16 protein-coding genes and 1 tRNA gene are annotated in these 21,212 nt (G+C 56.0%); 12 read left to right on the top strand and 5 right to left on the bottom strand.

All coding sequences use genetic code 11. The annotated features are described in order from the left end of the window. The first annotated feature begins 15 nt into the window (after window positions 1–15). The 3 genes from D1823_RS06800 (at window position 16) to D1823_RS06790 (ending at window position 2,770) form a co-directional block, all read left to right on the top strand. Entirely contained in the window at window positions 16–594 is a 579-nt protein-coding gene (locus D1823_RS06800; RefSeq protein ID WP_117869200.1) for a lytic transglycosylase domain-containing protein, read from the top strand. A 96-nt stretch (window positions 595–690) separates the two neighbouring features. Next, window positions 691–1,653: a LuxR C-terminal-related transcriptional regulator gene (locus D1823_RS06795; protein ID WP_117869199.1), complete on the top strand. Its 963-nt coding sequence runs from the start codon at window positions 691–693 to the stop codon at window positions 1,651–1,653. Window positions 1,654–1,783: 130 nt separating this feature from the next. Beyond that, on the top strand, window positions 1,784–2,770 hold the full coding sequence (locus D1823_RS06790; protein WP_117869198.1) for an MBL fold metallo-hydrolase: 987 nt from the start codon (window positions 1,784–1,786) through the stop codon (window positions 2,768–2,770). A gap of 120 nt (window positions 2,771–2,890) precedes the next feature. On the opposite strand, the gene D1823_RS06785 is transcribed toward D1823_RS06790, so the two are convergent. The 5 genes from D1823_RS06785 to miaA form a co-directional block, all read right to left on the bottom strand. Next, complete coding sequence (locus D1823_RS06785; RefSeq protein WP_117869197.1) at window positions 2,891–4,978, bottom strand: ABC transporter ATP-binding protein; 2,088 nt, start codon at window positions 4,976–4,978, stop codon at window positions 2,891–2,893. A gap of 94 nt (window positions 4,979–5,072) precedes the next feature. Continuing rightward, entirely contained in the window at window positions 5,073–6,536 is a 1,464-nt protein-coding gene (locus D1823_RS06780) for an ABC transporter permease (RefSeq protein ID WP_117869196.1), read from the bottom strand. Window positions 6,537–6,549: 13 nt separating this feature from the next. Further along, entirely contained in the window at window positions 6,550–7,596 is a 1,047-nt protein-coding gene (locus D1823_RS06775) for an ABC transporter permease (protein WP_117869195.1), read from the bottom strand. A gap of 136 nt (window positions 7,597–7,732) precedes the next feature. Further along, complete coding sequence (locus tag D1823_RS06770) at window positions 7,733–9,397, bottom strand: ABC transporter substrate-binding protein (protein WP_117869194.1); 1,665 nt, start codon at window positions 9,395–9,397, stop codon at window positions 7,733–7,735. Between the two features lie 356 nt (window positions 9,398–9,753). Beyond that, the gene (gene miaA, locus D1823_RS06765) at window positions 9,754–10,644 is read right to left on the bottom strand and encodes a tRNA (adenosine(37)-N6)-dimethylallyltransferase MiaA (protein WP_117869193.1); all 891 of its coding nucleotides are present in this window, start codon (window positions 10,642–10,644) and stop codon (window positions 9,754–9,756) included. Window positions 10,645–10,740: 96 nt separating this feature from the next. On the opposite strand from miaA, the gene pyrH reads away from it, so the two are divergent. From pyrH to D1823_RS06720, 9 genes are all read left to right on the top strand, one after another. Further along, the gene (gene pyrH / locus D1823_RS06760; protein WP_117869192.1) at window positions 10,741–11,493 is read left to right on the top strand and encodes a UMP kinase; all 753 of its coding nucleotides are present in this window, start codon (window positions 10,741–10,743) and stop codon (window positions 11,491–11,493) included. A 264-nt stretch (window positions 11,494–11,757) separates the two neighbouring features. Further along, on the top strand, window positions 11,758–12,984 hold the full coding sequence (locus D1823_RS06755; RefSeq protein ID WP_117869191.1) for an aminotransferase class V-fold PLP-dependent enzyme: 1,227 nt from the start codon (window positions 11,758–11,760) through the stop codon (window positions 12,982–12,984). 51 nt (window positions 12,985–13,035) lie between these two features. Further along, entirely contained in the window at window positions 13,036–14,457 is a 1,422-nt protein-coding gene (locus D1823_RS06750; protein WP_117869190.1) for a deoxyribodipyrimidine photo-lyase, read from the top strand. A 69-nt stretch (window positions 14,458–14,526) separates the two neighbouring features. Then, window positions 14,527–15,735: a cyclopropane-fatty-acyl-phospholipid synthase family protein gene (locus D1823_RS06745; RefSeq protein WP_117869189.1), complete on the top strand. Its 1,209-nt coding sequence runs from the start codon at window positions 14,527–14,529 to the stop codon at window positions 15,733–15,735. 15 nt (window positions 15,736–15,750) lie between these two features. Then, on the top strand, window positions 15,751–16,191 hold the full coding sequence (locus tag D1823_RS06740; protein WP_117869188.1) for a TrgA family protein: 441 nt from the start codon (window positions 15,751–15,753) through the stop codon (window positions 16,189–16,191). A gap of 27 nt (window positions 16,192–16,218) precedes the next feature. Then, window positions 16,219–17,334, top strand: a complete 1,116-nt coding sequence (locus tag D1823_RS06735) for an NUDIX domain-containing protein (RefSeq protein ID WP_117872778.1) — start codon at window positions 16,219–16,221, stop codon at window positions 17,332–17,334. Between the two features lie 68 nt (window positions 17,335–17,402). Beyond that, window positions 17,403–18,437, top strand: a complete 1,035-nt coding sequence (locus tag D1823_RS06730) for a cysteine synthase A (protein WP_117869187.1) — start codon at window positions 17,403–17,405, stop codon at window positions 18,435–18,437. After that, on the top strand, window positions 18,437–20,863 hold the full coding sequence (locus tag D1823_RS06725) for a DUF3772 domain-containing protein (protein WP_117869186.1): 2,427 nt from the start codon (window positions 18,437–18,439) through the stop codon (window positions 20,861–20,863). Before D1823_RS06730 ends, D1823_RS06725 begins: the two co-directional genes overlap by 1 nt. Before the next feature lie 133 nt (window positions 20,864–20,996). Beyond that, window positions 20,997–21,086, top strand: a tRNA-Ser gene (locus D1823_RS06720). Window positions 21,087–21,212 lie beyond the last annotated feature (126 nt).

Here is a 21,212-nt window from a genome sequence, read left to right as displayed (position 1 = left end):
GCAGGATAGGCATTGATGCGTTCTTGGGTTGCCGGGTTTTCTGTTGTCTGCCTTGTGCTGGCTGTCGCGCCTGTGCAGGCGCAAACGCTGTCCACCAAAAGCCGTAAGGATATCTTCCTCAAACAGTCCAAGATTTTGGATTCCCGCGCGGCGACGCAATATCGTGATTCCGCGCGGTTGAAACCAAAGACATCCCGTGTGCAGACCAGCAAGCGATATACCGGAAAGTATCGCGGTCAGTATCTGGATCTGGCGAAACAGGCTGCCCGCCTTCATGACATTCCCGAAGACTTGTTTCTGCGCCTTGTGCAGCAGGAAAGCGGATGGAACCCGCAGGCGAAGTCTCACAAAGGTGCTCTGGGATTGGCGCAGCTGATGCCCCAGACCGCCGAGCTTTTGGGGGTCAACCCCCATGACCCCCAGCAGAATCTTGAGGGTGGGGCCAGATACCTTTCCTGGCAGTATCGCAAGTTCAAGTCCTGGCCATTGGCTTTGGCCGCTTACAATGCGGGCCCAAAAGCGGTGGAAAAGCATGGCGGCATTCCGCCATACAAGGAAACCCAGAACTACGTGAAGGTCATCTGGGGCGGTTAAACCCGATGCCGCGGCGCAGAGCGTCCAGTTCTTGATTATGTGCAACCTGTCCCGCTAACCTGAAAGGGTATCGCCCAGTAACTGGTGAGGCCCTAAATGCCTGTTGACCACCCAGAGATTCCCAGAGAAACGCTGGCCAACTGGCAGCAACTGGTTGATCTGGTCGCAGAGTTGGCGGATGTGCCTGCAAGCCTGATCATGAAAACCGACGCGCCGGATCATGCGGTGCTGATCACCTCGGATCATCCCGAAAACCCATATCCGGTCGGCTTGAGCTTCCAGTTAAACCCCAAGCTTTATTGTCAGGGCGTCCTGCAGCGGGACGGAGAATTGGTGGTAAAAGATGCTGCGTGCGATCCGGTTTGGGCGGACAATGACGATCTGGAACATGGGATGACATTTTACATCGGCCTTCCACTGAAATGGCCCGATGGATCGGTATTCGGAACTATTTGTGTTCTGGATCGCAAGCAGAACCGACGTGCCTTGTTGTTCCGCGAAGGGCTGGCGCAGTTCGCACGCATGGTCGAGTCGGATTTGGCTTTGTTGCAAGAGGTTTACCTGCGTCGCGCGCTGGAAGGGAAACTCAACGAAACACTGGCACAGCTGGAAACACGTGTCGCGAAACGCACGCGTGAGCTGCAGGAAACCAACACGGCGCTGCGCGTCCTGCTGTCCAGTCTGGATGACGATCGCAAAAGCCGCGATCACGAAATAGTCGAACAGGTGCGCAGCAGAGTGCTGCCGTATCTGGAAAAAATTCGAACGCACCTTTCCGGGGATGAGGCGCAGTATGTCTATCTTGAACTGGCCGAGAAGAACCTGAACGAGATCACGTCTGCATTGTCGGACAAACTGACAGATGCATTTGCAGTGATGACCCCGACAGAGATCGAGATTGCGCAGATGGTCATGTTTGGAAAAACGACCAAAGACATTGCCAAGGCCCTGTCGCGAGAAACATCGACAATTGATTTTCACCGCAACAACATCCGCCGCAAGCTGGGGCTCGAAGGACGCGACCAGAATTTGCGCAGTCATTTGCTCTCGATTTCGTGAACATGAAATGTGGGGTTTCTCCCCATATTTCGCCCCCATTTTTTCGGTCTGAGCCGATATGTTTTGAATTGTTATCTTTAGCTGGGACGCGCGGAAAAACTGCGAGGGTCCAGCAGAGAGGTACACAAAAATGGATCGCAAAGATCTGAAACCAACCATCCTGATCGGGGACAAAGATCATCTGGCGCCGGGGCTGTCGCGCCGGTCGTTCTTCATGGCGGCAGGCGCTGCCGGGGTCGGCGCGACCGCTTCTGTGCTGGGTGCACAACCGGCCCAGGCGCAATCTCAGGCGTGGCTACAGCCGGGCAACAACAACCATGTGATCGATCTGCAAGGCGCAACGGGTCAGGCCAGCACTGGGACGGTTGGCATCGACTATTATGGGCATTGTGCGATCAAGATCACCTCGCCCAACGGGGCAACAGCGCTGTTTGATCCCTGGCGGGATGATCCGTCGGGCGCGTGGGGTCTTTGGTTCCGCAACGAGTTCCCGCAAATCCCGGTAGACATCACCCTGTCGACCCATGCACATTTCGATCACGATGCGATTGAACGCCCAAACTCGACCATGGTGCTGGATCGTATGGTAGGCAAATTCGAGTTTTCTGACATCAAGATCACGGGTTTTGCCGACAAACACGCTTGTGTCGCGCCGGGATGGTATGACTGGACCAATGCGCTGGCCGAATTTGGGGTGGAAGCCTGCCCGCCGAACAATGTAGGTCACATGGATATGGTCGTCTATCTGGTCGAGACCGGCGGCATTCGCACGCTGATCTGGGGCGACAATCGCCATAACCCGCCGCAGGAGTTCTGGGACGCAATCGGTCAGGTGGATGTTCTGACTCTGCCGGTGGATGGCTCGGAACACATTCTCAGCTTCGATCAGGGCAACGACATTGTGTCCAAGCTCAAGCCCAAGGTGATCATCCCCACACATTACCTGAATGAGGTCACGTCCTACACGTTGACCACGCTACAATCTGCGGACGATTGGGTGAAGGGACAGCAGAGTTACAAGATGCTCGACAGCGCCAGCCTTCAGCTTGAAGCCGGTGGAATTGCAGGAATGAACCAGGAATTCATGCATTTTGGAAACAACGTCATGACCGGTTGACGAATTACCAAAGGTCGCCACTCACACACACTTCCACACGCCGTCTGTCTCCCCACAAACCACGGCGTCAAGAGAAAGGGCCGGTCTCCGACCGGCCCTTTCTAAATGCTAGCAACAGGTTTATTCCGCCGCGACTTTTATCACCGGCTCCATCCGGGCCAGAATATCTTCGGCCAGGTGACATTTTACCTGATGCCCATTTGCCAGCGTCTGCACCGGCGGCACATGCGATTCACACCGTCCATCAGGCACTTCGGATTTCCAGCGGCAACGTGTCTGGAACGGACAACCCGGCGGTGGGTTCATCGCCGAAGGAATATCACCTTCCAGAACGATGTGCTGTTTCTCGACCGAGGTATCCGCAATCGGAACCGCGCTCAGCAACGCTTCGGTGTAAGGGTGATAGGGCGGGGCAAAAACCTGATCCGTGGTGCCCAATTCCACAACATGGCCCAGATACATCACCATGACCCGGTCGCTCAGGTAACGCACGATGGACAGGTCGTGGCTGATGAACAGCAGCGTGGTTTTGTGTTCTCGCTGAATCTCCATCAACAGATCCGTCACGGCTGCCTGAACCGACACATCCAGCGCCGAAACGGGTTCGTCCGCCACAACGATTCGCGCATCCCCGGCAAAGGCGCGTGCGATACCCACGCGCTGTTTCTGACCACCCGACAGTTGTCGCGGCATTCTGTCCGCAAAGGCGCGCGGCAGCTTCACCAGATCAAGCAGTTCCAGCATCCGCTTCTTGCGCTCGGCCTCAGAGGTTCCGACGCCGAAGATTTCCAGCGCACGGATGATCTGACGTCCGACGGTCATCGACGGATTCAGCGTGTCGAACGGGTTCTGGAAAACCATCTGAACTTCGCCGACCGTCTTGGCATCACGCTCTTCGATGGGCACCTGCTCGATGTTACGGTTGTCCAGCAGGATCTGTCCGTCCGTGGCCGTCTCCAACCCCATAAGAACCTTGGCGAAGGTGGACTTGCCGCAGCCGGATTCCCCCACGATAGCCAGTGTCTCAGATTCGTGCGCCTCGAAGCTGAGCGTCTCGTTGGCCTTCACAACCTTCTTCTCACCGCCACCAAACAAGGCATTTGCAGCGACCTCGTAGTATTTCTTGAGATTGTCTATTTTCAGTACCGTCCGGCCGATTTCACCTTTTTCCTTCTGATCCGCCAGAGTGAGAGGGGCATTCCAGTCGATCTCCTGGAATTTCAGACAGCGCGTATGGTGCCGGTCATTTCCGGGCACAGCCTCCATCAGGATGTCTTTCGCGTCACAGCGACCCTCTTCGAAATAGTCGCAGCGCGGTCCGAAGTTGCAGCCCGGAGGCCGCTCGTGGGGCAATGGGAAGTTCCCCGGAATGGCCACCAACGGACGCGAATTCTTGTCTGCGCCCGGCAGCGGGATCGAACGGAACAGCGCCTGTGTATAAGGGTGCTGCATCTCGTCGAACACATCCTTGATCGAGCCGCGCTCGACCGCTTCACCCGAATACATCACGCATAGTCGGTCGCAGGTTTCCAGAACCAGCCCGAGGTTGTGCGAGATAAACAACATCGAGGTGCCGTATTTCTTACCCAGATCCTTGACCAGTTCGACCACAGCGGCCTCAACCGTCACGTCCAAAGCGGTTGTCGGCTCATCCAGGATCAACAGCGCCGGTTTCGACATCAGCGCCATAGCAATCACGATGCGCTGCTGCTGACCGCCCGACAGCTGGTGCGGAAACGAATTCAGCATCCGCTCGGGGTCCGGCAGGCGAACGTCCGTCACCACTTCCAGTGCACGAGAGTAAGCCTCTTCCTGACTTACACCCTCGTGGATCATCGGCACTTCCATCAGCTGTTTGCCGATCTTCATCGCCGGGTTCAGCGAGGCCATCGGCTCCTGGTAGATCATCGCGATTTCATTTCCGCGAATGTCGCGCAACTCCTCGCTCGACATCTCTGCCAGATCGCGGCCCTTGAACTTGATCGTGCCTCCGACGACGCGGCCGTTTTTGCCAAGGTCCTGCATCACGCCCAGCGCCACGGTCGATTTACCACAACCGGATTCGCCAACCAGCCCCACGGCTTCGCCGGGCTGTACGCTGACCGAGAAATCCATCACGGCGGGAATTTCCCGCAGGCGGGTAAAGAATGAGATGGACAGCTTGTCGATCTCCAGGATCGGGCCGTCATAATCCGCCATTTTGCTCATCTTGCTTACTCCTCACCAAATGCGGGGATCCCCTTCATCTGGCCGAAAATATCCCGGGGGGTCCGGGGGGGCTGGCCCCCCGGCCTCGATCACATCAGTCCTTCAAGCTTTCTTCGCGCAGACCGTCGGCCAACAGGTTCAGACCAAGAACCAGCGACAGCAGCGCAAAAGCAGGCGGAAGGGCAGGGTGCAGGTAGATCGACAGAAGCTTCCGCCCCTCATTGATCGTCGACCCCCAATCCGGGCTTTCAGGCGGCAGGCCCAGTCCGAAGAAACCCAAGGTACCCAAAAGGATGGTGGTGTAACCGATACGCAGACAGAAATCTACGATCAGCGGACCACGGGCGTTGGGCAGGATTTCCCACAACATGATGTACCACGGACCCTCGCCACGCGTCTGGGCCGCGGCCACGTAGTCACGTGTCTTGATGTCCAATGCCAGCCCGCGCACAATACGGAAAACCGTGGGTGAGTTTACAAAAACCACCGAGACGAACACCACCAGAATACCGCCGGGGATATCGAACAGGTCCAAATAGGTTGGCAGGCCCCAGATCCGATAAGCCTCGGTGTTGATGACGTAGCCTCCAGTTGAAATCAGTGACAGATACAGCCAGATCGCAACGCCCAGAACACCGATCAGCAGAGGGGTGCGGAAATTCGGGCGTGTGTAATAGCGCGAGTTCAGCAACACACAGATGAACAGGATAGGGAACACGAACAGAACGGCCGCCATATAGTTTGGCACTCCGGTCGCCACGATTTCCGGTGTCACCAGAAGATAGAACAGCAAGATGACCGGGAAGGCGAGGATCAGGTTGGCCAGGAAAGACAGGAACGTGTCCAGACGACCGCCGTAATACCCGGCGGGAAGTCCCAGCGTAATACCGACCATGAAGGCGAACATCGTTGCAAGCGGTGCTATCTGCACCACGACCCAGGCCCCTTTGACCATCCGGCTGAATACGTCACGTGCCAGGTTGTCACCGCCCAGAAGATACCAGGCGTACTCGCCGTCCTCCAGGTTCGGTAAAGGTGTTCCCGGCACTTTGTTCTTCATGCCAGAGATCTGTGTCAGCGGGTCATGGGTAACGATCAGGTCAAGCGCGCCGAAGATGCCGGTAAAGACCCAGAACATCACAAGGCCAAAGCCGATCATACCGATGGGACTGTCATACAGTTTGCCGTATAACCCCAACCGCCTTTTAAAGGCGATCGACATGGCGAACATGATGATCAGCGCGACCCATACTGGAAGGAATTGCTGGGAAATGGCGCCGATGATCCCGGCACCTGTGCCCATCAGGATACCCAGCACCAGATAGGCCACGGCCAATCCTACGCTGGCCAGAAAACTGTAGTGCAGCGCAAGTTGGATCAGTCCGCGGACGCCGCCGCCTGAACTGACGGATCCATCCGAGTTTACGACAATCTGCTGTTCAGGCTGGAATATACTGACGATGATCCAGACCAAGATCGACAGAATCAGTGCTGCCAGTGCGATCATCAGCAGCGGGTTCAGGAAGGCAATAGAGCCGGTCCAGGATAGTGGTTCCATAATCTCTCCCTCCTTATGAAATGCGGATGCGCGGGTTGAGGTAGACGTAGCCGATATCCGAGATCAGCTGCGTTATCAGAACAACAAAGACCGACACGACCGAAATCGCCAGCAGAAGCTGGATGTCGTTGTTGCCTGCTGCCTGAACAAGCGCCCAGCCGAAACCCTTGTAGTTAAACAGAGTTTCAACAATTACGACGCCGTTGAGCAGCCATGGGAACTGCAGCATGATAACCGTGAACGGCGCGATCAACGCGTTGCGCAACGCGTGTTTCATGACGATGTTCGGGAACGAGACGCCTTTCAGCCGCGCGGTTCGGATGTATTGCGCCGTCATCACCTCGGTCATCGAAGCGCGGGTCATCCGGGCGATATAGCCCATACCGTACAGCGCGATGGTAAGGACCGGCAGGAAGAAGTTCTCGAATGTCGGGTTCTCCATCGCTTGCGTCGCGGTTCCCTTGAACCACTTCAATCCAACCGTGGACGAGGTGAAGATTGCGATGAAGATAACGCCGGACACATATTCCGGTGTCGCTGTCGTTATGATCGAGAAAGTTGAAAGGGATCGATCCAGGGCTGATCCCTCTCGCATCCCGGCCAGAACACCAACAATCAATGCGGAAGGCACCATCAGGACCAAAACCCAGAACATGAGGTAACCTGTGTTGCCCAGACGCTTACCAACAATGGTTCCGACTTCGTCCTTGAATACGGTCGAGTATCCCCAATCGCCCTGAAGAACACCGCAATATCTTGCCGTGTCCTCTGCCGTCGAACCGGGTCTCGTGCAGGTTCCCACAAACTGGCCATCTTCCAAGGTGTTCTGAAATCCAGGCATCACGCCCAGCCATTGGCCGTATTTCACGAGTGTTGGCTGTAGGTAACCGCGGTTATCCAACCAGGCTTCGACCTGCTCATCCGACATGCGCTGGTTGCCCTGCGTTTTCGCCAGCTTTTCAAGGTTCGGGTAAAGGTTGGTCAGGAAAAAGACGACGAATGTCAGACATAATGCCGTAAGCAGCATCACTCCGAACCGTCGTAGGATGAATAGTCCCATGGTGGCCCCTGTTGTTCAGGTATTCCGCAGATCATTGGACCATTTTCTGGCCTCGGACGTCCGACCCCGCGTCGGCAAGTCTGCGGCTGGAAAGGGGCGCCCGTGTCAGGCGCCCCTTGTGTGTCATTGGCAGTGCTTAGGCAGCCCAGCCCCACTTGTAGTGGTGGTGTTCGAAGGTCACGTGCATATCCGTATCCACAAGGCCTTCTTTCATGTGACGATAGAGCGAACGCCAATAGGGCTGGATCGTGACTCCATCTTCCTGCAGCAGGGCTTCGCCACGCGCCATGACTTCGCGACGTTGATCTGCGTCAGCAATGGCAAGCGCTTCTTCCAGAATGGCGTCAAATTCCGGGTTCGCATAGCCAAACTCGTTCCAGGCTTCGCCCGAACGATAGGCAAGTGCCCAGACCTGCACACCCAGCGGACGCGGGTTCCAGTTGGTCGAGCTGAACGGGTACTTTGCCCAGTCGTTCCAGAAGGTATTGCCCGGCAGAACGGTCCGCTTGACCTTGATTCCGGCGTCGCGCAGCTGCGCGGCAACGGCATCAGTGGTGTTGCGACGCCAGTCATCGTCGATCGAGATGATCTCGTGTTCGAAGTCACCGAAACCAGCTTCGTCCATCAGCGCCTTGGCTGCCGCAGGATCAACCTTTTGCGGTGGAAGTTCTGCGTATTCCGGATGTAGCGGTGCCACGTGATGGTTCTCCGCCGGGGCTCCGCGGCCGCCATAGCCCAGTTCCAGACAAACAGAATTGTCTACAGCCATCTGAATCGCCTGCCGAACACGTTTGTCCGCATAAGGTTTCTGACCGTCGATCTCGGCCAGCTGGTTGGGACGAACAACGATAGTCGCAGCGGTCACAACTTCGGATTTCACATAACCTAGGCCATCCATCACGTCGATGAATTCGCCCACGGATTCATAAAGCATGTCAACTTCGTCGGATTCCAGTGCTGCCAGCCAGGCAGACGGGTCAGTTCCGTAGTCGATGTACTCGATACGATCCAGGGCAGGGCGGCCAAATACTTCTTCGCCCCACCAGGTGTGATCCGGGTTGCGAACCAGAACGGCTTTTACACCGACTTCAAGCTCATCAATCAGGTAGGGGCCGGTTCCCACGTTGTTCAGCAGGTCTGTCTCGCTGAACGAGCTGTGAACAATCGCGCCGGGATAATCGGCCATGCCAGGAATAAGGGTGATATCCGGTTTGGGCAGGTTCAGCTTGACCGTGGTTGCGTCGACAACTTCGATGACACCTTCACCGGCCTGACCAGTCTCGGCGTCGATCAAGGTCGCGAAGCGACCGGCCATCGAGTTGGTTTCCGAGCTCTTGTCGCACCAGCGCGCGATGTTGCGGGCGACGTCGTCAGCCGTGAAATCATCGCCGTTGTTCCACTTGACGCCTGGGCGGACATTCAGAGTGTATTCGGTTGCGTCATCGTTGACTTCCCAACCTTCGAGCAGCATGCCGCGGAACGAACCGTCCGAGTTGTATTCGACCAGATATTCCAGTGTGCCGCGTGTCACGTTTGCGATTTGCGACCAGTCATAGGTACGGGGGTCTTTAAGTGCGCGTACTTCCATCTGCACGCGCAGTGTGCCGCCGTCTTGCTTTGCGGTTTGGGCCAAAGCAGGTGTCGGCAATCCGATCATGCTGTAGGCCACGGCGGCTGAAACTCCAAGACCGGTGGCGCGCGTCATGAATTCCCGTCGGCTTAGCTTGCCGTCGCGGTATTCCTGAGCGTGCATCTCGGCTGCCCAGTGCACCTTGTCTTTGGTGGATTCGGTATTCGTCATGGATGTCTCCCTGTGACACTGATTTTATTGATTGATTGTGGCTCTACGCGACCCGGATTTTCACGGTCGCCAGAGCGAAGGATTTTGTTTTTTGGACTCTGTACATCCCCATGTCGTTATTCGGCACCAGAATTCTGGTAAGGTCAATGTTCGAAATCGTCATAAGTAGTACAAAAACGACATTCGCGATCAGTTGCAGTCGTAGAGGTGTTTTCTTCAAACGGCCCAAAGCGATGCCGGCATTCCCATTGTTTTCTTAGTTTGTTAAGGGAAACCGCAGCAAATCATTAAGTTCTGTTAAGCTTTGAGACTTGGTGGTCGTCTTGCTTAAGCAAAGTCGAAAGCTCTGGGTATCACTATGAAAAATCGACGTGATTCCATGCCTTCATACGGGCGCGAAACCAGGTGCGCTGACGCTTGGCGAATTGCCTTGTTGCAATGGTTGCGCGCTCGCGCGCCTGATCCAAAGTCATCGCGCCGTCCAGATACGCCCTGAGTTCCGGAACACCTATGGCCTTGCAGGCCGGAAGGGTTGGGTCGAACCGGTCCTGCATGGCGCGCACTTCCTCGATTGCACCCTGTTTGAGCATCTGATCAAAGCGGCGTTCTATCCTGTCCAGCAGCCATGTCTTGTCGACATCGAATACGATGGGAACCGTATCGTGAAGCTGCAGTATCGGCGGAGGCGTTTCGGCCCGCCAGGACAACAGGCTACGACCTGTGGCGCGCTGCACCTCCCAGGCGCGTTGCACGCGGGCACGGTTCTGCGTGTCCAGCCCTGCAAGCGTGTCTGCATCGACCCCCTCCAGAAGGTCTGCCATGGGCATCTGATCAGCCTCAGCCCGAACCGCAGGTGGAGTCGCTGGGATTTGCGCCATGCCTTCGGTCAGCGCCGAGAAATAAAGGCCCGTCCCGCCGACAATGATCGGGCGTTGATCCCCTGTGAGCAGGGGCACGACCTCGCGCAGCCAATGGCCGGTAGAATAATCCTGATCATAGGCGACATGTCCGTACAGCAGATGTGGCGCGCGGGTTTCTTCCTCAGTGGATGGCCTGGCCGAGATGACGCGCCAGCAGTCATAAACCTGACTTGCATCCGCGTTGACGATAACTCCGCCATGCCGTTCGGCAATCTCCAGCGCCAACGCTGATTTCCCCGATGCCGTCGGCCCTGCAATCAGAACCGGCTTGTCTTCGGGAATTGGAGACAGTCGCTGAAAAAGCAGGTCTGTTGATCGCCGGGTCATGAGCGGTTGCCTCTATCCTCACCAACCGCATTGAACCTGCGGAGCTTTTGCTTCATTTTGCGCCGAAATTAACCCCGTGCCAGCCCGGAGCGCAACATGAGCCTTTCCCCTACTACTGAAACTGCTGAGTCCCCGAAAACAAAGTACAAACGGGTCATGTTGAAAATTTCAGGGGAGGCGTTGATGGGGGATCAGGGATTCGGTCTGCACCCGCCAACCGTGCAACGCATCGCACAGGAAGTGAAATCGGTCCACGATCTGGGCGTTGAGATTTGCATGGTCATTGGCGGCGGCAATATTTTTCGGGGCCTGAGCGGTTCAGCCCAGGGCATGGAGCGGACCACAGCGGATTATATGGGCATGTTGGCTACGGTAATGAACGCGCTGGGGATGCAATCCGCACTGGAAGAGAACGGAGTGTTCACCCGCGTGATCTCGGCCATTCGCATGGACGAGGTATGCGAGCCTTATATCCGCCGCCGCGCCGTACGGCACCTCGAGAAAAAGCGGGTCTGTATCTTCGCCGCCGGTACTGGCAATCCATATTTCACGACAGACACCGCTGCCACCCTGCGCGCCAACGAAATGGCGTGCGAGGCGATCTTCATGGGCAAGAACGGAGTGGATGGCGTGTACGACAAGGACCCTGCGGAACATGCTGACGCAGTGCGTTATGATACCGTGACCTATGATGACGTGCTGGCCAAGCGACTGCGGGTCATGGATGCCTCGGCCATTGCGTTGGCACGCGACAACAATCTGCCCCTGATCGTATTCGGGCTTGATGAGCCCGGTGGCTTCCGCGGAATTCTGGCAGGCGAGGGGACCTATACCAAGGTTCAGGGTTGAGGCCTGTGCAAGCGCCGGGCAACTCTGCAAGCTTTCAAAGCCCCGGCCTTATGTCGGGGCTTCTGCGTTTTGCTTTTGCTTGACGGTTGAGGACGGCGCTGTCTAAGTATCGGTGTCCTTCCAAGGCGAAGGGCTGCCCCGTGCTTTGTTGGCCCAAGGCCCGAGCACAGGCTGGGCTGGAAGACCTGCCATGATTTCTGAGATGTCCGGAAACATGCGTGGGCATCTCATTGATCTGAATGCATAAATAAGGAGCAATGAGGCATGAGCTCTCTGGATATCGATTTCGTTCGGGCGCAATTCCCGGCCTTTTCCGAACCCAGCCTGCAAGGCCAGGCGTTTTTCGAAAACGCGGGTGGATCTTACACCTGCAAGCCGGTGATTGACCGGCTGACACGGTTCTACACGCAGCGCAAGGTTCAGCCCTACGCCCCATATGAGGCCAGCCGCTTGGCGGGCGTCGAAATGGACGAAGCGCGTGCGCGCATGGCCGCCATTCTGGGCGTTGACACGGATGAGTTGAGTTTTGGCCCCTCAACCACCCAGAACACTTATGTCTTGGCGCAGGCGTTCCGACAATGGATGCAGCCCGGCGAGGCAATCGTCGTGACCAATCAGGATCACGAAGCCAACTCTGGCCCATGGCGCCGTCTGGCTGAGGACGGGATTGAGGTGAGGGAATGGCAGATCGATCCGGAAACCGGATCGCTGAACCCTCAGGATCTGGAAAACATGTTGGACGAAAAAGTGCGTCTGGTCTGTTTTCCTCATTGCTCAAATGTTGTTGGTGAGATCAATCCGGTCACAGAGATCACTGCTATTGCGCATGCGGCGGGTGCGTTTGTCTGCGTTGATGGCGTATCCTACGCCCCGCACGGATTTCCGAATGTTGGCGATCTGGGGCCGGATATCTATTTGTTTTCTGCGTACAAGACCTATGGCCCGCATCAGGGGTGCATGGTCATCCGCCGCACACTGGGAGAGCTGCTGCCCAACCAGGCGCATTATTTCAACGGTGACGTCTTGTACAAGCGATTCACCCCGGCTGGCCCCGATCACGCGCAGATCGCAGCCAGTGCTGGTATGGCGGATTATGTTGAGCTGCTGTGTACCCACCATGGCGGGCCCGAGACGGGCGCGGCAGAGCAGGGTGCGTTTGCCCATGATCTGATGCGGTCGCACGAAGTGTCGCTGCTGCAACCGGTTCTGGATGCGGTAAAGGACCGTAACGCGGTACGTCTGATCGGTACGTCTGACGCCAACCGGCGCGCGCCCACCGTTGCGCTTTCGTTGAACCGTCCGGCTGAACCAGTTGCAGCAGAACTGGCGCAATATGGTGTCATGGCAGGTGGCGGAGACTTCTATGCGGTGCGTCCCTTGCGGGCGATGGGTGTTGATCCGGTACAAGGTGTTTTGCGCGTCAGCTTCACACATTACACTACACAGCACGAAATTGATCAGCTTTTAGAGGCTCTTGAGCGCGTTTTGTGATCCACTACCCTTGAGAGTGCGTATAGATAAAAACCTCAAGGGCGGATTGTAGTGCAAGAGCAGGCTCCGATCGTTTTGTGGTTTCGACGGGATTTACGTCTGTCGGACCACCCCGCGTTGACTGCGGCGGCCGAAAGTGGCCGTCCGGTCATACCACTTTTTATTCATGACGATATTGTCGACCAGATGGGAGCCGCGCCAAAGTGGCGTTTAGGCTTGGGGTTGGAGGCATTCAAAGCGTCACTGGCCAATATGGGCAGCCGACTGATCTTTCGACGCGGTGATGCGCTTGAACAGGTGCAGCGGGTAATGGCCGAGACCGGCGCAACCTCTGTCTTCTGGTCCCGCGCTTACGATCCTGCCTCGATTGAACGCGACAAGAAGATTAAGTCTGTACTTGCAACAGAAGGTGTGACTGCAAAGTCATTTTCCGGGCATCTGCTTTTTGAACCCTGGACTGTCGCCACCAAATCGGGTCATCCGTTTCGGGTTTTCACACCGATGTGGCGTGCGGTTCAGGGGCGGGAAGTACAACTTCCTGACGCGCCAATTACTGCGCTTAAGGCACCTGTGTCGTGGCCTGCTTCTGACGGCTTGAGCGATTGTCGGTTGGGGGGGGCAATGAACAGGGGAGCGAGGGTCGTGCGCCCTCATGTGCAACCTGGCGAGCGAGCCGCTCTGGATCACCTCGAAGAGTTTCTCGACCGGATTGTTCAATACTCCGATCTTCGGGACAGGCTGGATCAGGATGGGACGTCCAACCTGTCAGAGTACCTCTCTTTGGGTGAGATCGGGCCACGCACCGTCTGGCACATGATCCAGCGGGCCGCGTTGACCGGAACACGGGGAACCGACGCTTTTTTGCGCCAACTTGTCTGGCGTGAGTTTGCTTATCATCTTATGTTCCATACGCCCCAACTGGTGACATCCAACTGGAAGCCGGAATGGGACAGTTTTCCCTGGAACACCGATCCGGACCATCCCGAGGTCACTGCCTGGCGGCAGGCCAGAACCGGAATCCCTGTTGTCGATGCCGGCCTGCGGCAAATGTATGTGACAGGTCGGATGCACAACCGGGCCCGTATGATCGTCGCAAGCTATCTGACCAAGCATCTGATGACCCATTGGAAAATAGGGATGGAGTGGTTTGAGGATTGTCTGGTCGACTGGGATCCGGCCTGTAATGCCATGGGCTGGCAGTGGGTTGCCGGCTCGGGGCCCGATGCATCCCCGTTCTTCCGGATTTTCAATCCCCAGACACAAGCAGAGAAATTCGATCCTGACGGGGTGTTTGTGCGCCACTGGATCGCTGAAGGCCATGCCGAACCCGGCAACACGGCCCTTTCATATTTTGATGCCGCGCCGAGATCGTGGGGTCTGCGCCCGGATGCGAATTACCCCAAGCCGATCGTTGAATTGTCCGAAGGGCGGACCCGCGCCTTACGCGCATATGAAAGCCGAAAACCCCACTAAGGAACTGAAAACTTGCCAGAAACAATTTCGCCGCCTAGCTTTGTACAAGTACCGCAGAGGGGAGAGCGGATGATCCTGACGACGACCGAAGGGCAGAAAAACCTGCCCAGATACTTCGCCCAAGTCTTCAAAATGTTGAACCGGATGGAATCCGGGCGACTGGATATCAAACTGCCCGATGGTCGCACGTTTCGCGCAGAAGGCGCAAAGGCCGGACCGGTTGCTCAGGTCGAAATTCACGACGACGACGTCTTTGCACGCCTGATCCGCGAAGGCGAACTGGGCTTCTCCGATGCGTATCTGGACGGACATTGGAGTACACCTGATCTGCGGTCTTTCATGGATCTTGTGCATCTAGGAACCGAAACCGTTTATGACGGGTTTACGGGCCAGTTTCTTGTTCAGGCCTATGAACGGCTGCGGTTCTGGCTGCACCGAAACAACAGGGCGCAAGCCAAGAAGAACATCTCGTATCACTACGATCTGGGAAATGATTTTTACAGCTCATGGCTGGACGAGACGATGACTTATTCCAGTGCGATATTTGAAACCGGGCAGGAAAGCCTCGAGAATGCGCAGACAGCCAAGTACGCCAGTCTTGTGGATGAGATGGGTGCAAAACCGGGGGATCATGTTCTGGAGATCGGATGTGGCTGGGGCGGTTTCGCGGAATATGCCGCAAAGGAACGGGGTTTGCGTGTCACCGGCCTGACCATCAGTCAGGAACAATTTAAATACGCCAAGGAACGTATTGAAAAGGCAGGATTATCAGATCAAGTCGAATTCAAGCTGCAAGACTATCGGGATGAACGCGGGGTCTATGACGGCATAGCATCCATCGAGATGTTTGAGGCGGTGGGTCAAAAATACTGGCCGGTCTATTTCGAAACCGTTCGTGAGCGGTTGAAGCCTGGCGCTCAAGCGACCTTTCAAATCATAACGGTGGGTGATCACCGCTGGGATTTTTACAAGAATGGCGTTGATTTCATTCAGAAATACATCTTCCCTGGAGGAATGCTTCCGTCACCGACAATCCTGCGTCAGCAGATAGATCAGGCCGGGTTGCAGGTTGTACGCTCGAAAGAATTCGGGAAAAGCTATGACCTGACTCTGCGCCGCTGGTATGAAACATTCAACGACAAATGGGATCAGATCTCGGACTTGGGGTTTGATGAGCGTTTCCGCCGCATGTGGAATTATTATTTGACCGCGTGCGGTGCGGCCTTTGACACGGGCAATTGCGATGTGACACAGATTACAATATCGAAACCAAGTTAACTCCCGGACCGTCACATGCCCACTGCCTCGCGTCTCGTAGCCGCTGTTTGTCTCATCGTGCTGGCTTTTCTTGTTTCAAGCATGGTTATCGAAAATGGTGAAGAGGGTAAGGACTATGGTTACTTTACCTATGTGAACATGGCCCTTGGCGCGATCTGTGGCTGGAAAATCATGGGCAAGCGCGCCGGGCGCGGGTGGACTGCGGGTATTAACAACGGCTTGACCGGAGTTGCCTCACTGGTTTTTTGGGCGCTGTTTGTGCAGGGGTGCTATCGTATGTTCGATCTTGCAATGCGCAATCGTTATGGTGGTCCGTTCGAAGCTGTGATGGCCATTTTTTCGATTGGAATCGATTACGGCAAGCAACTGATCTACCCCGAGATTCTCATCACATTCGTCATTGGTGCCGTTGTCGCCGGGCTGGCCACGGAACAGGCCAGCCGCAAATGGCGCTGAACCATTTCGTCACAAGAGAGATTGAATTTGTCTGATCTGTTCTTCTATGGAACGCTGCGGTGTCTGCCGCTGTTGCAGCGCGTTCTGGGCCGTCCGCTGGGCGAAATAACGTTTCATACTGCCAAGCTGTGCGATCACGAGGTTCACGCGGTTCAGGGGCAGGATTTCCCGATGATCCTGCCCGCCAAGGGCGCCGCTGCCGAAGGCTTGCTGGTGCAGGGTTTGTCATCCGATGATCTGGCCAGGCTGGCCTATTACGAAGGGTCTTTTGACTATGACCTGAAATCGTTGAAGGTTATTCTGGAGGGCGGGGGCGAAGCCCGGGCGCAGGTCTTTTTCCCGACCCCGGGCGCATGGCAGCCTGGTGAGTTGTGGTCGTTACAGGACTGGGTGGACAAATTGGGCGAGGTTACGGCGCTCGCTGCCGAAGAGGAAATGGCCTATTTCGGCAAAGTCGATCCCAAAGTCATGGCACGCAGCGTACGCGCCATTCAAACCCGTGCCTGGGCAAAGATCATGGCCAGCCAGCGGCGAACCGGCGACCCGCGGAACATAGACGAAGACGTAATTGTGCACCGCCACGACCGGGTCTATGTGGACTATTTCGGGATGGAGGAAATCGACCTTCAGTTCCGGCAGCATGACGGCAGCATGGGCCCCGTGCTGCACCGGGGCGGTTTGATGCAGGGCAGTGCCGTGTCGGTTCTGCCGTATGACGCGATCCGGGACACCGTGCTTTTGGTTGAGCAGTTCAGGCCGCCGGTGTTTTTGATCAACGATCCGGAGCCCTGGCTTTGGGAAGCAGTTGCCGGGATGATCGACCCCGGCGAAACGCCTGAACAGACGGCGCATCGCGAGGCCATGGAGGAAGCAGGAGTTAGATTTGACAGGCTGGAATATGCGGGCGGCGCGTATTCTTCCAGCGGTTCCTCTACGGGTTTCATGTATCTTTATGTCGGACTTGGCAATTTAACTGAGACAACAATCACCGGTGGCTTGGACACAGAGGGTGAAGATATCCGCAGCCGGATTCTGCCATTCGACGAATTTATCGATATGACGGACCGCCATCTTTTCAAGGATTTGCAACTGGTGTCCCTGGCGTACTGGCTGGCCCGCCATCGGGATCGTTTGCGAGCGTGACTATCTCGCTTGTGGTCGCGGCAGTGCGGCTGTAAATCTTCGAAGATACCAAATGACAAGGGGCGACCATGCGCATTGCACGAGATCTTGCTGACGCAGTAGGAAAAACACCGCTGATCCGGCTGCGCCGCATCAGCGAAGAGACTGGATGCGAGATTCTTGGCAAAGCCGAGTTCATGAACCCGGGTCAGTCGGTAAAGGATCGTGCTGCTCTTTTTATCATTAAAGATGCAATCGCTCGGGGGGATCTGAAACCGGGCGGTACCATCGTGGAAGGCACAGCCGGCAATACCGGTATTGGTCTGGCTCTGGTCGGTGCATCGATGGGATTCAAAACGGTTATCGTTATCCCCGAGACCCAGTCGGAAGAAAAGAAGGATATGCTGCGTTTGGCAGGCGCTCAGTTGGTTCAGGTGCCCGCAGCCCCGTATCGCAACCCCAATAATTTTGTGCATTATTCCCGCCGTCTGGCTGAGGAACTGGCGCAGACAGAACCCAATGGCGCAATCTGGGCCAACCAGTTCGACAATGTGGCGAATCGTCAGGCACATGTGGAAACCACGGGGCCCGAGATCTGGGAACAGACAGGCGGCAAGGTTGACGGGTTCGTCAGCGCCGTCGGGTCGGGTGGAACGTTGGCAGGCGTCGCCGAAGTTTTGCAGCCCAAGGGCGTCAAAATCGGTCTTGCCGATCCCATGGGGGCTGGCCTGTATTCGTTTTACACGACGGGTGAGATCGCGATGGAGGGTGGTTCGATCGCCGAAGGCATCGGGCAGGTGCGTATCACCAAGAACCTGGAAGGGTTTACACCGGATTTTTCGTATCAGATCACCGACAACGAAGCGCTGCCGTACATCTTTGACCTGCTGCGTGAGGAAGGTCTGGTCATGGGCGGCTCAACCGCAATCAACATGGCAGGGGCGGTGCGCCTGGCTAAGGAAATGGGGCCAGGTCATACCATCGTGACCATCCTGTGCGATTACGGCACTCGGTATCAATCAAAGCTGTTCAACCCCGAGTTCCTGCGAGAAAAAGAGCTTCCGGTTCCGGATTGGATGACCGAAGCGCCACGCAGCATTCCCGGCGTATTCGAGGACGTGTGATGCTTGGACAGGTCCGCCTGTTTTTTACCCTGTTATTCCTGTGCTTTGTCTGGTTTTCAACTAGCGCTGTCGCGCAACTGACGGATCGTCAAAGCGAGTATTATCAAGGTTGGATCAAAACGGCGAACCGGGCCGAATCCGTGATTGAGGCGAACCGGGCTTCGGATGCCGCACTAGAGAAATTGCGTTCAGAAATAAATAGGTACAGGGAAGACTTCAATCGGGCCCGAGGTGCTAACACCGACCGCATCACGACGCTTGAAAGTCAGATAAAAGCGTTGGGCCCCAAACCCGAAGGGGACGCGACCGAACCCGAAGATATAGCCAAACTTCGCGCGCATCTGGAAGAACAGCTCAACAGTCTGCGCGTGCCGCGCATCATATCCGAAGAAGCGTATAGCCGTGCGAATGGCCTGATCAGCGAAATCGATCGGATCCTTCGCGCGCGGCAGAAAAAAGAATTTTTTGAACAGGGCCCGTCGCCGATCAACCCGGCGTATTGGGGGCCGGCATGGGTGGATGTCAAAGAGGCCATTCAAAGCCTTGTAAACGAAACGATCACGAATTTGCGTTCAGATGTCGTGCGCGAGCAAGTTCGTGCTCGTGGGCTCGCAATCTTCATACTTCTGATCATTTCAGCCGTGCTGCTGATTTTTGGCAAACGGTGGTCCGAACTTGGAGGCGACTACCTCAGGTTACTCGGCGGGGCCGGGACGGGGGTATGGTCGTTCGTAATCTCACTACTGCGAATTCTATTGCCATGGATCGGAGTGGTTGCCGTGGTCACGGCGATCAGTCTCACCGGTGTTCCGGGGCTGAGGGGCAGCCTTTTGCTTCAGAATGTTCCGTATTGGGCAGCGATCCTGTTTTTCTATGACTGGATTGGTCGCCAAGTGTACGTGATCGGCGCCTCGCAGGGGTTCAAACGTCTGTCCGCAGCGCGTATCACCGAACTGCGCGTGTACATAGACCTGCTTGCCCTGATACTGGTTTTGCACGAATTGGCGCTGCTGTTTGAGCGGATCGAAAACATTTCCGACGCGACCCGCGCCGTCGTCAGCTTCCCGATCATTGTCGCTACGGCTTTGTTGTTGTTGCGAATACGCCAGATTCGAACAACCGACGGCCCGCCGGATCAATCTGCCTCGACCCGTTCCGCAGGTTTCAGCCAGTTGGTCGAGTTCCTGCGCCGGGCTTTGTTCCTGTTGGGCATCGTGTCTCCTTTGTTGGCGATTTTCGGATACACCAATGCGGCCGAAGCAATCGTGTTTCCTGCGGTCAAGACATTGGTGCTGATCGGGGCCTTGGTCATCCTGCAGCGGTTCATCAGTCAAATTTACGGTTGGATCACAGGGCAGGGAGAAGCCGCGCGAGATTCGCTTTTTTCCGTACTGGTCGGGTTTGCATTGGCCATCACGGCACTGCCAATTCTGGCAATTTATTGGGGCGCACGCGAGACTGATCTGCTGGAAGTATGGTCGCGCCTGCTGCTTGGGTTTGATCTCGGCGGAGTTACGATCTCGCCAAGCAACTTTCTGACCTTTGTTGCCGTTTTCGCAATCGGTTATACGCTGACGCGTCTGTTGCAAAGCGGACTGCGGAATTCGCTTCTGCCGAAAACCAGCATAGACCCGGGTGGCCAAAACGCGATTGTCGCCGGGTCCGGATACGTTGGGATATTTCTTGCCGCGTTGGTGGCAATCATGGTGGCCGGATTTGATTTGTCGTCGCTGGCGATTGTCGCCGGAGCGCTGTCTGTTGGGATCGGCTTTGGTTTGCAGACAATCGTGTCAAACTTCGTCTCAGGCATCATCCTTCTGGTCGAGCGCCCGATTTCCAAGGGGGATTGGATCGATGTGAATGGCATGATGGGATATGTGCGGGACATTTCCGTTCGCTCGACCCGGATCGAGACGTTTGACAGGACGGATGTAATTGTTCCGAATTCTGACCTGATCAGCGGTGTTGTTACAAACTATACCCGTGGCAATACGATTGGGCGGGTGATTGTTCCGGTGGGTGTTGCCTACGGAACTGACACGCGTCTGGTCGAAACCATTCTGGGTGAAGTCGCCAACAACCATCCGATGGTTTTGGCCAACCCGGCGCCAAGCGTTGTATTCCAGGGGTTCGGAGCGGACTCTTTGGACTTTGAAATACGGGCGATCCTGCGGGACGTGAATTGGGTTCTGTCGGTGAAATCCGACATGAACCATGAAATCAACCGCAGATTCTCGGAGGCGGGGATCGAGATTCCATTCGCACAGCGTGATATCTGGTTGCGAAATCCTGAAACCCTGCAAGCCTCGGGAAAAGGTAAGCAGGATGCTTCCGTATCTGAGCAGGATCAACCAAGTAAAGTCGCACAAGCTCCCGCGGATTTGACCGAGGCAGATATGGACTCGGATTCGGGTGATGAGGTTTGAGCGACCAGATCCCAGCACGTGCTGGCCTTTTGTCACCCCACAGAAGGTGAACAGAATAATTTAAGCATTCACCTGAATTCACCGAATTGGGGCCTTGCAAATTCGATTGCATTCGTCCAAACATCGCCGGCACGGAGAGGTGGCCGAGTGGTCGAAGGCGCACGCCTGGAAAGTGTGTAGGCGGGAAACCGTCTCCAGGGTTCGAATCCCTGTCTCTCCGCCATTAGTTTTTCTATCAGTTTGATTTTATTAAATTATTATCGGCAGAGTTTATGTTGTCCGTCATCTTCCCCCCTTCGAATCTGCGGTTCGTCAAGTTTTGACGCCCAAACAGATGGGTTGTTGAAAA

Source organism: Ruegeria sp. AD91A (assembly GCF_003443535.1).
In the GTDB taxonomy this organism is placed as follows: domain Bacteria; phylum Pseudomonadota; class Alphaproteobacteria; order Rhodobacterales; family Rhodobacteraceae; genus Ruegeria.
This window is presented reverse-complemented; position numbering and strand designations above follow the sequence as displayed.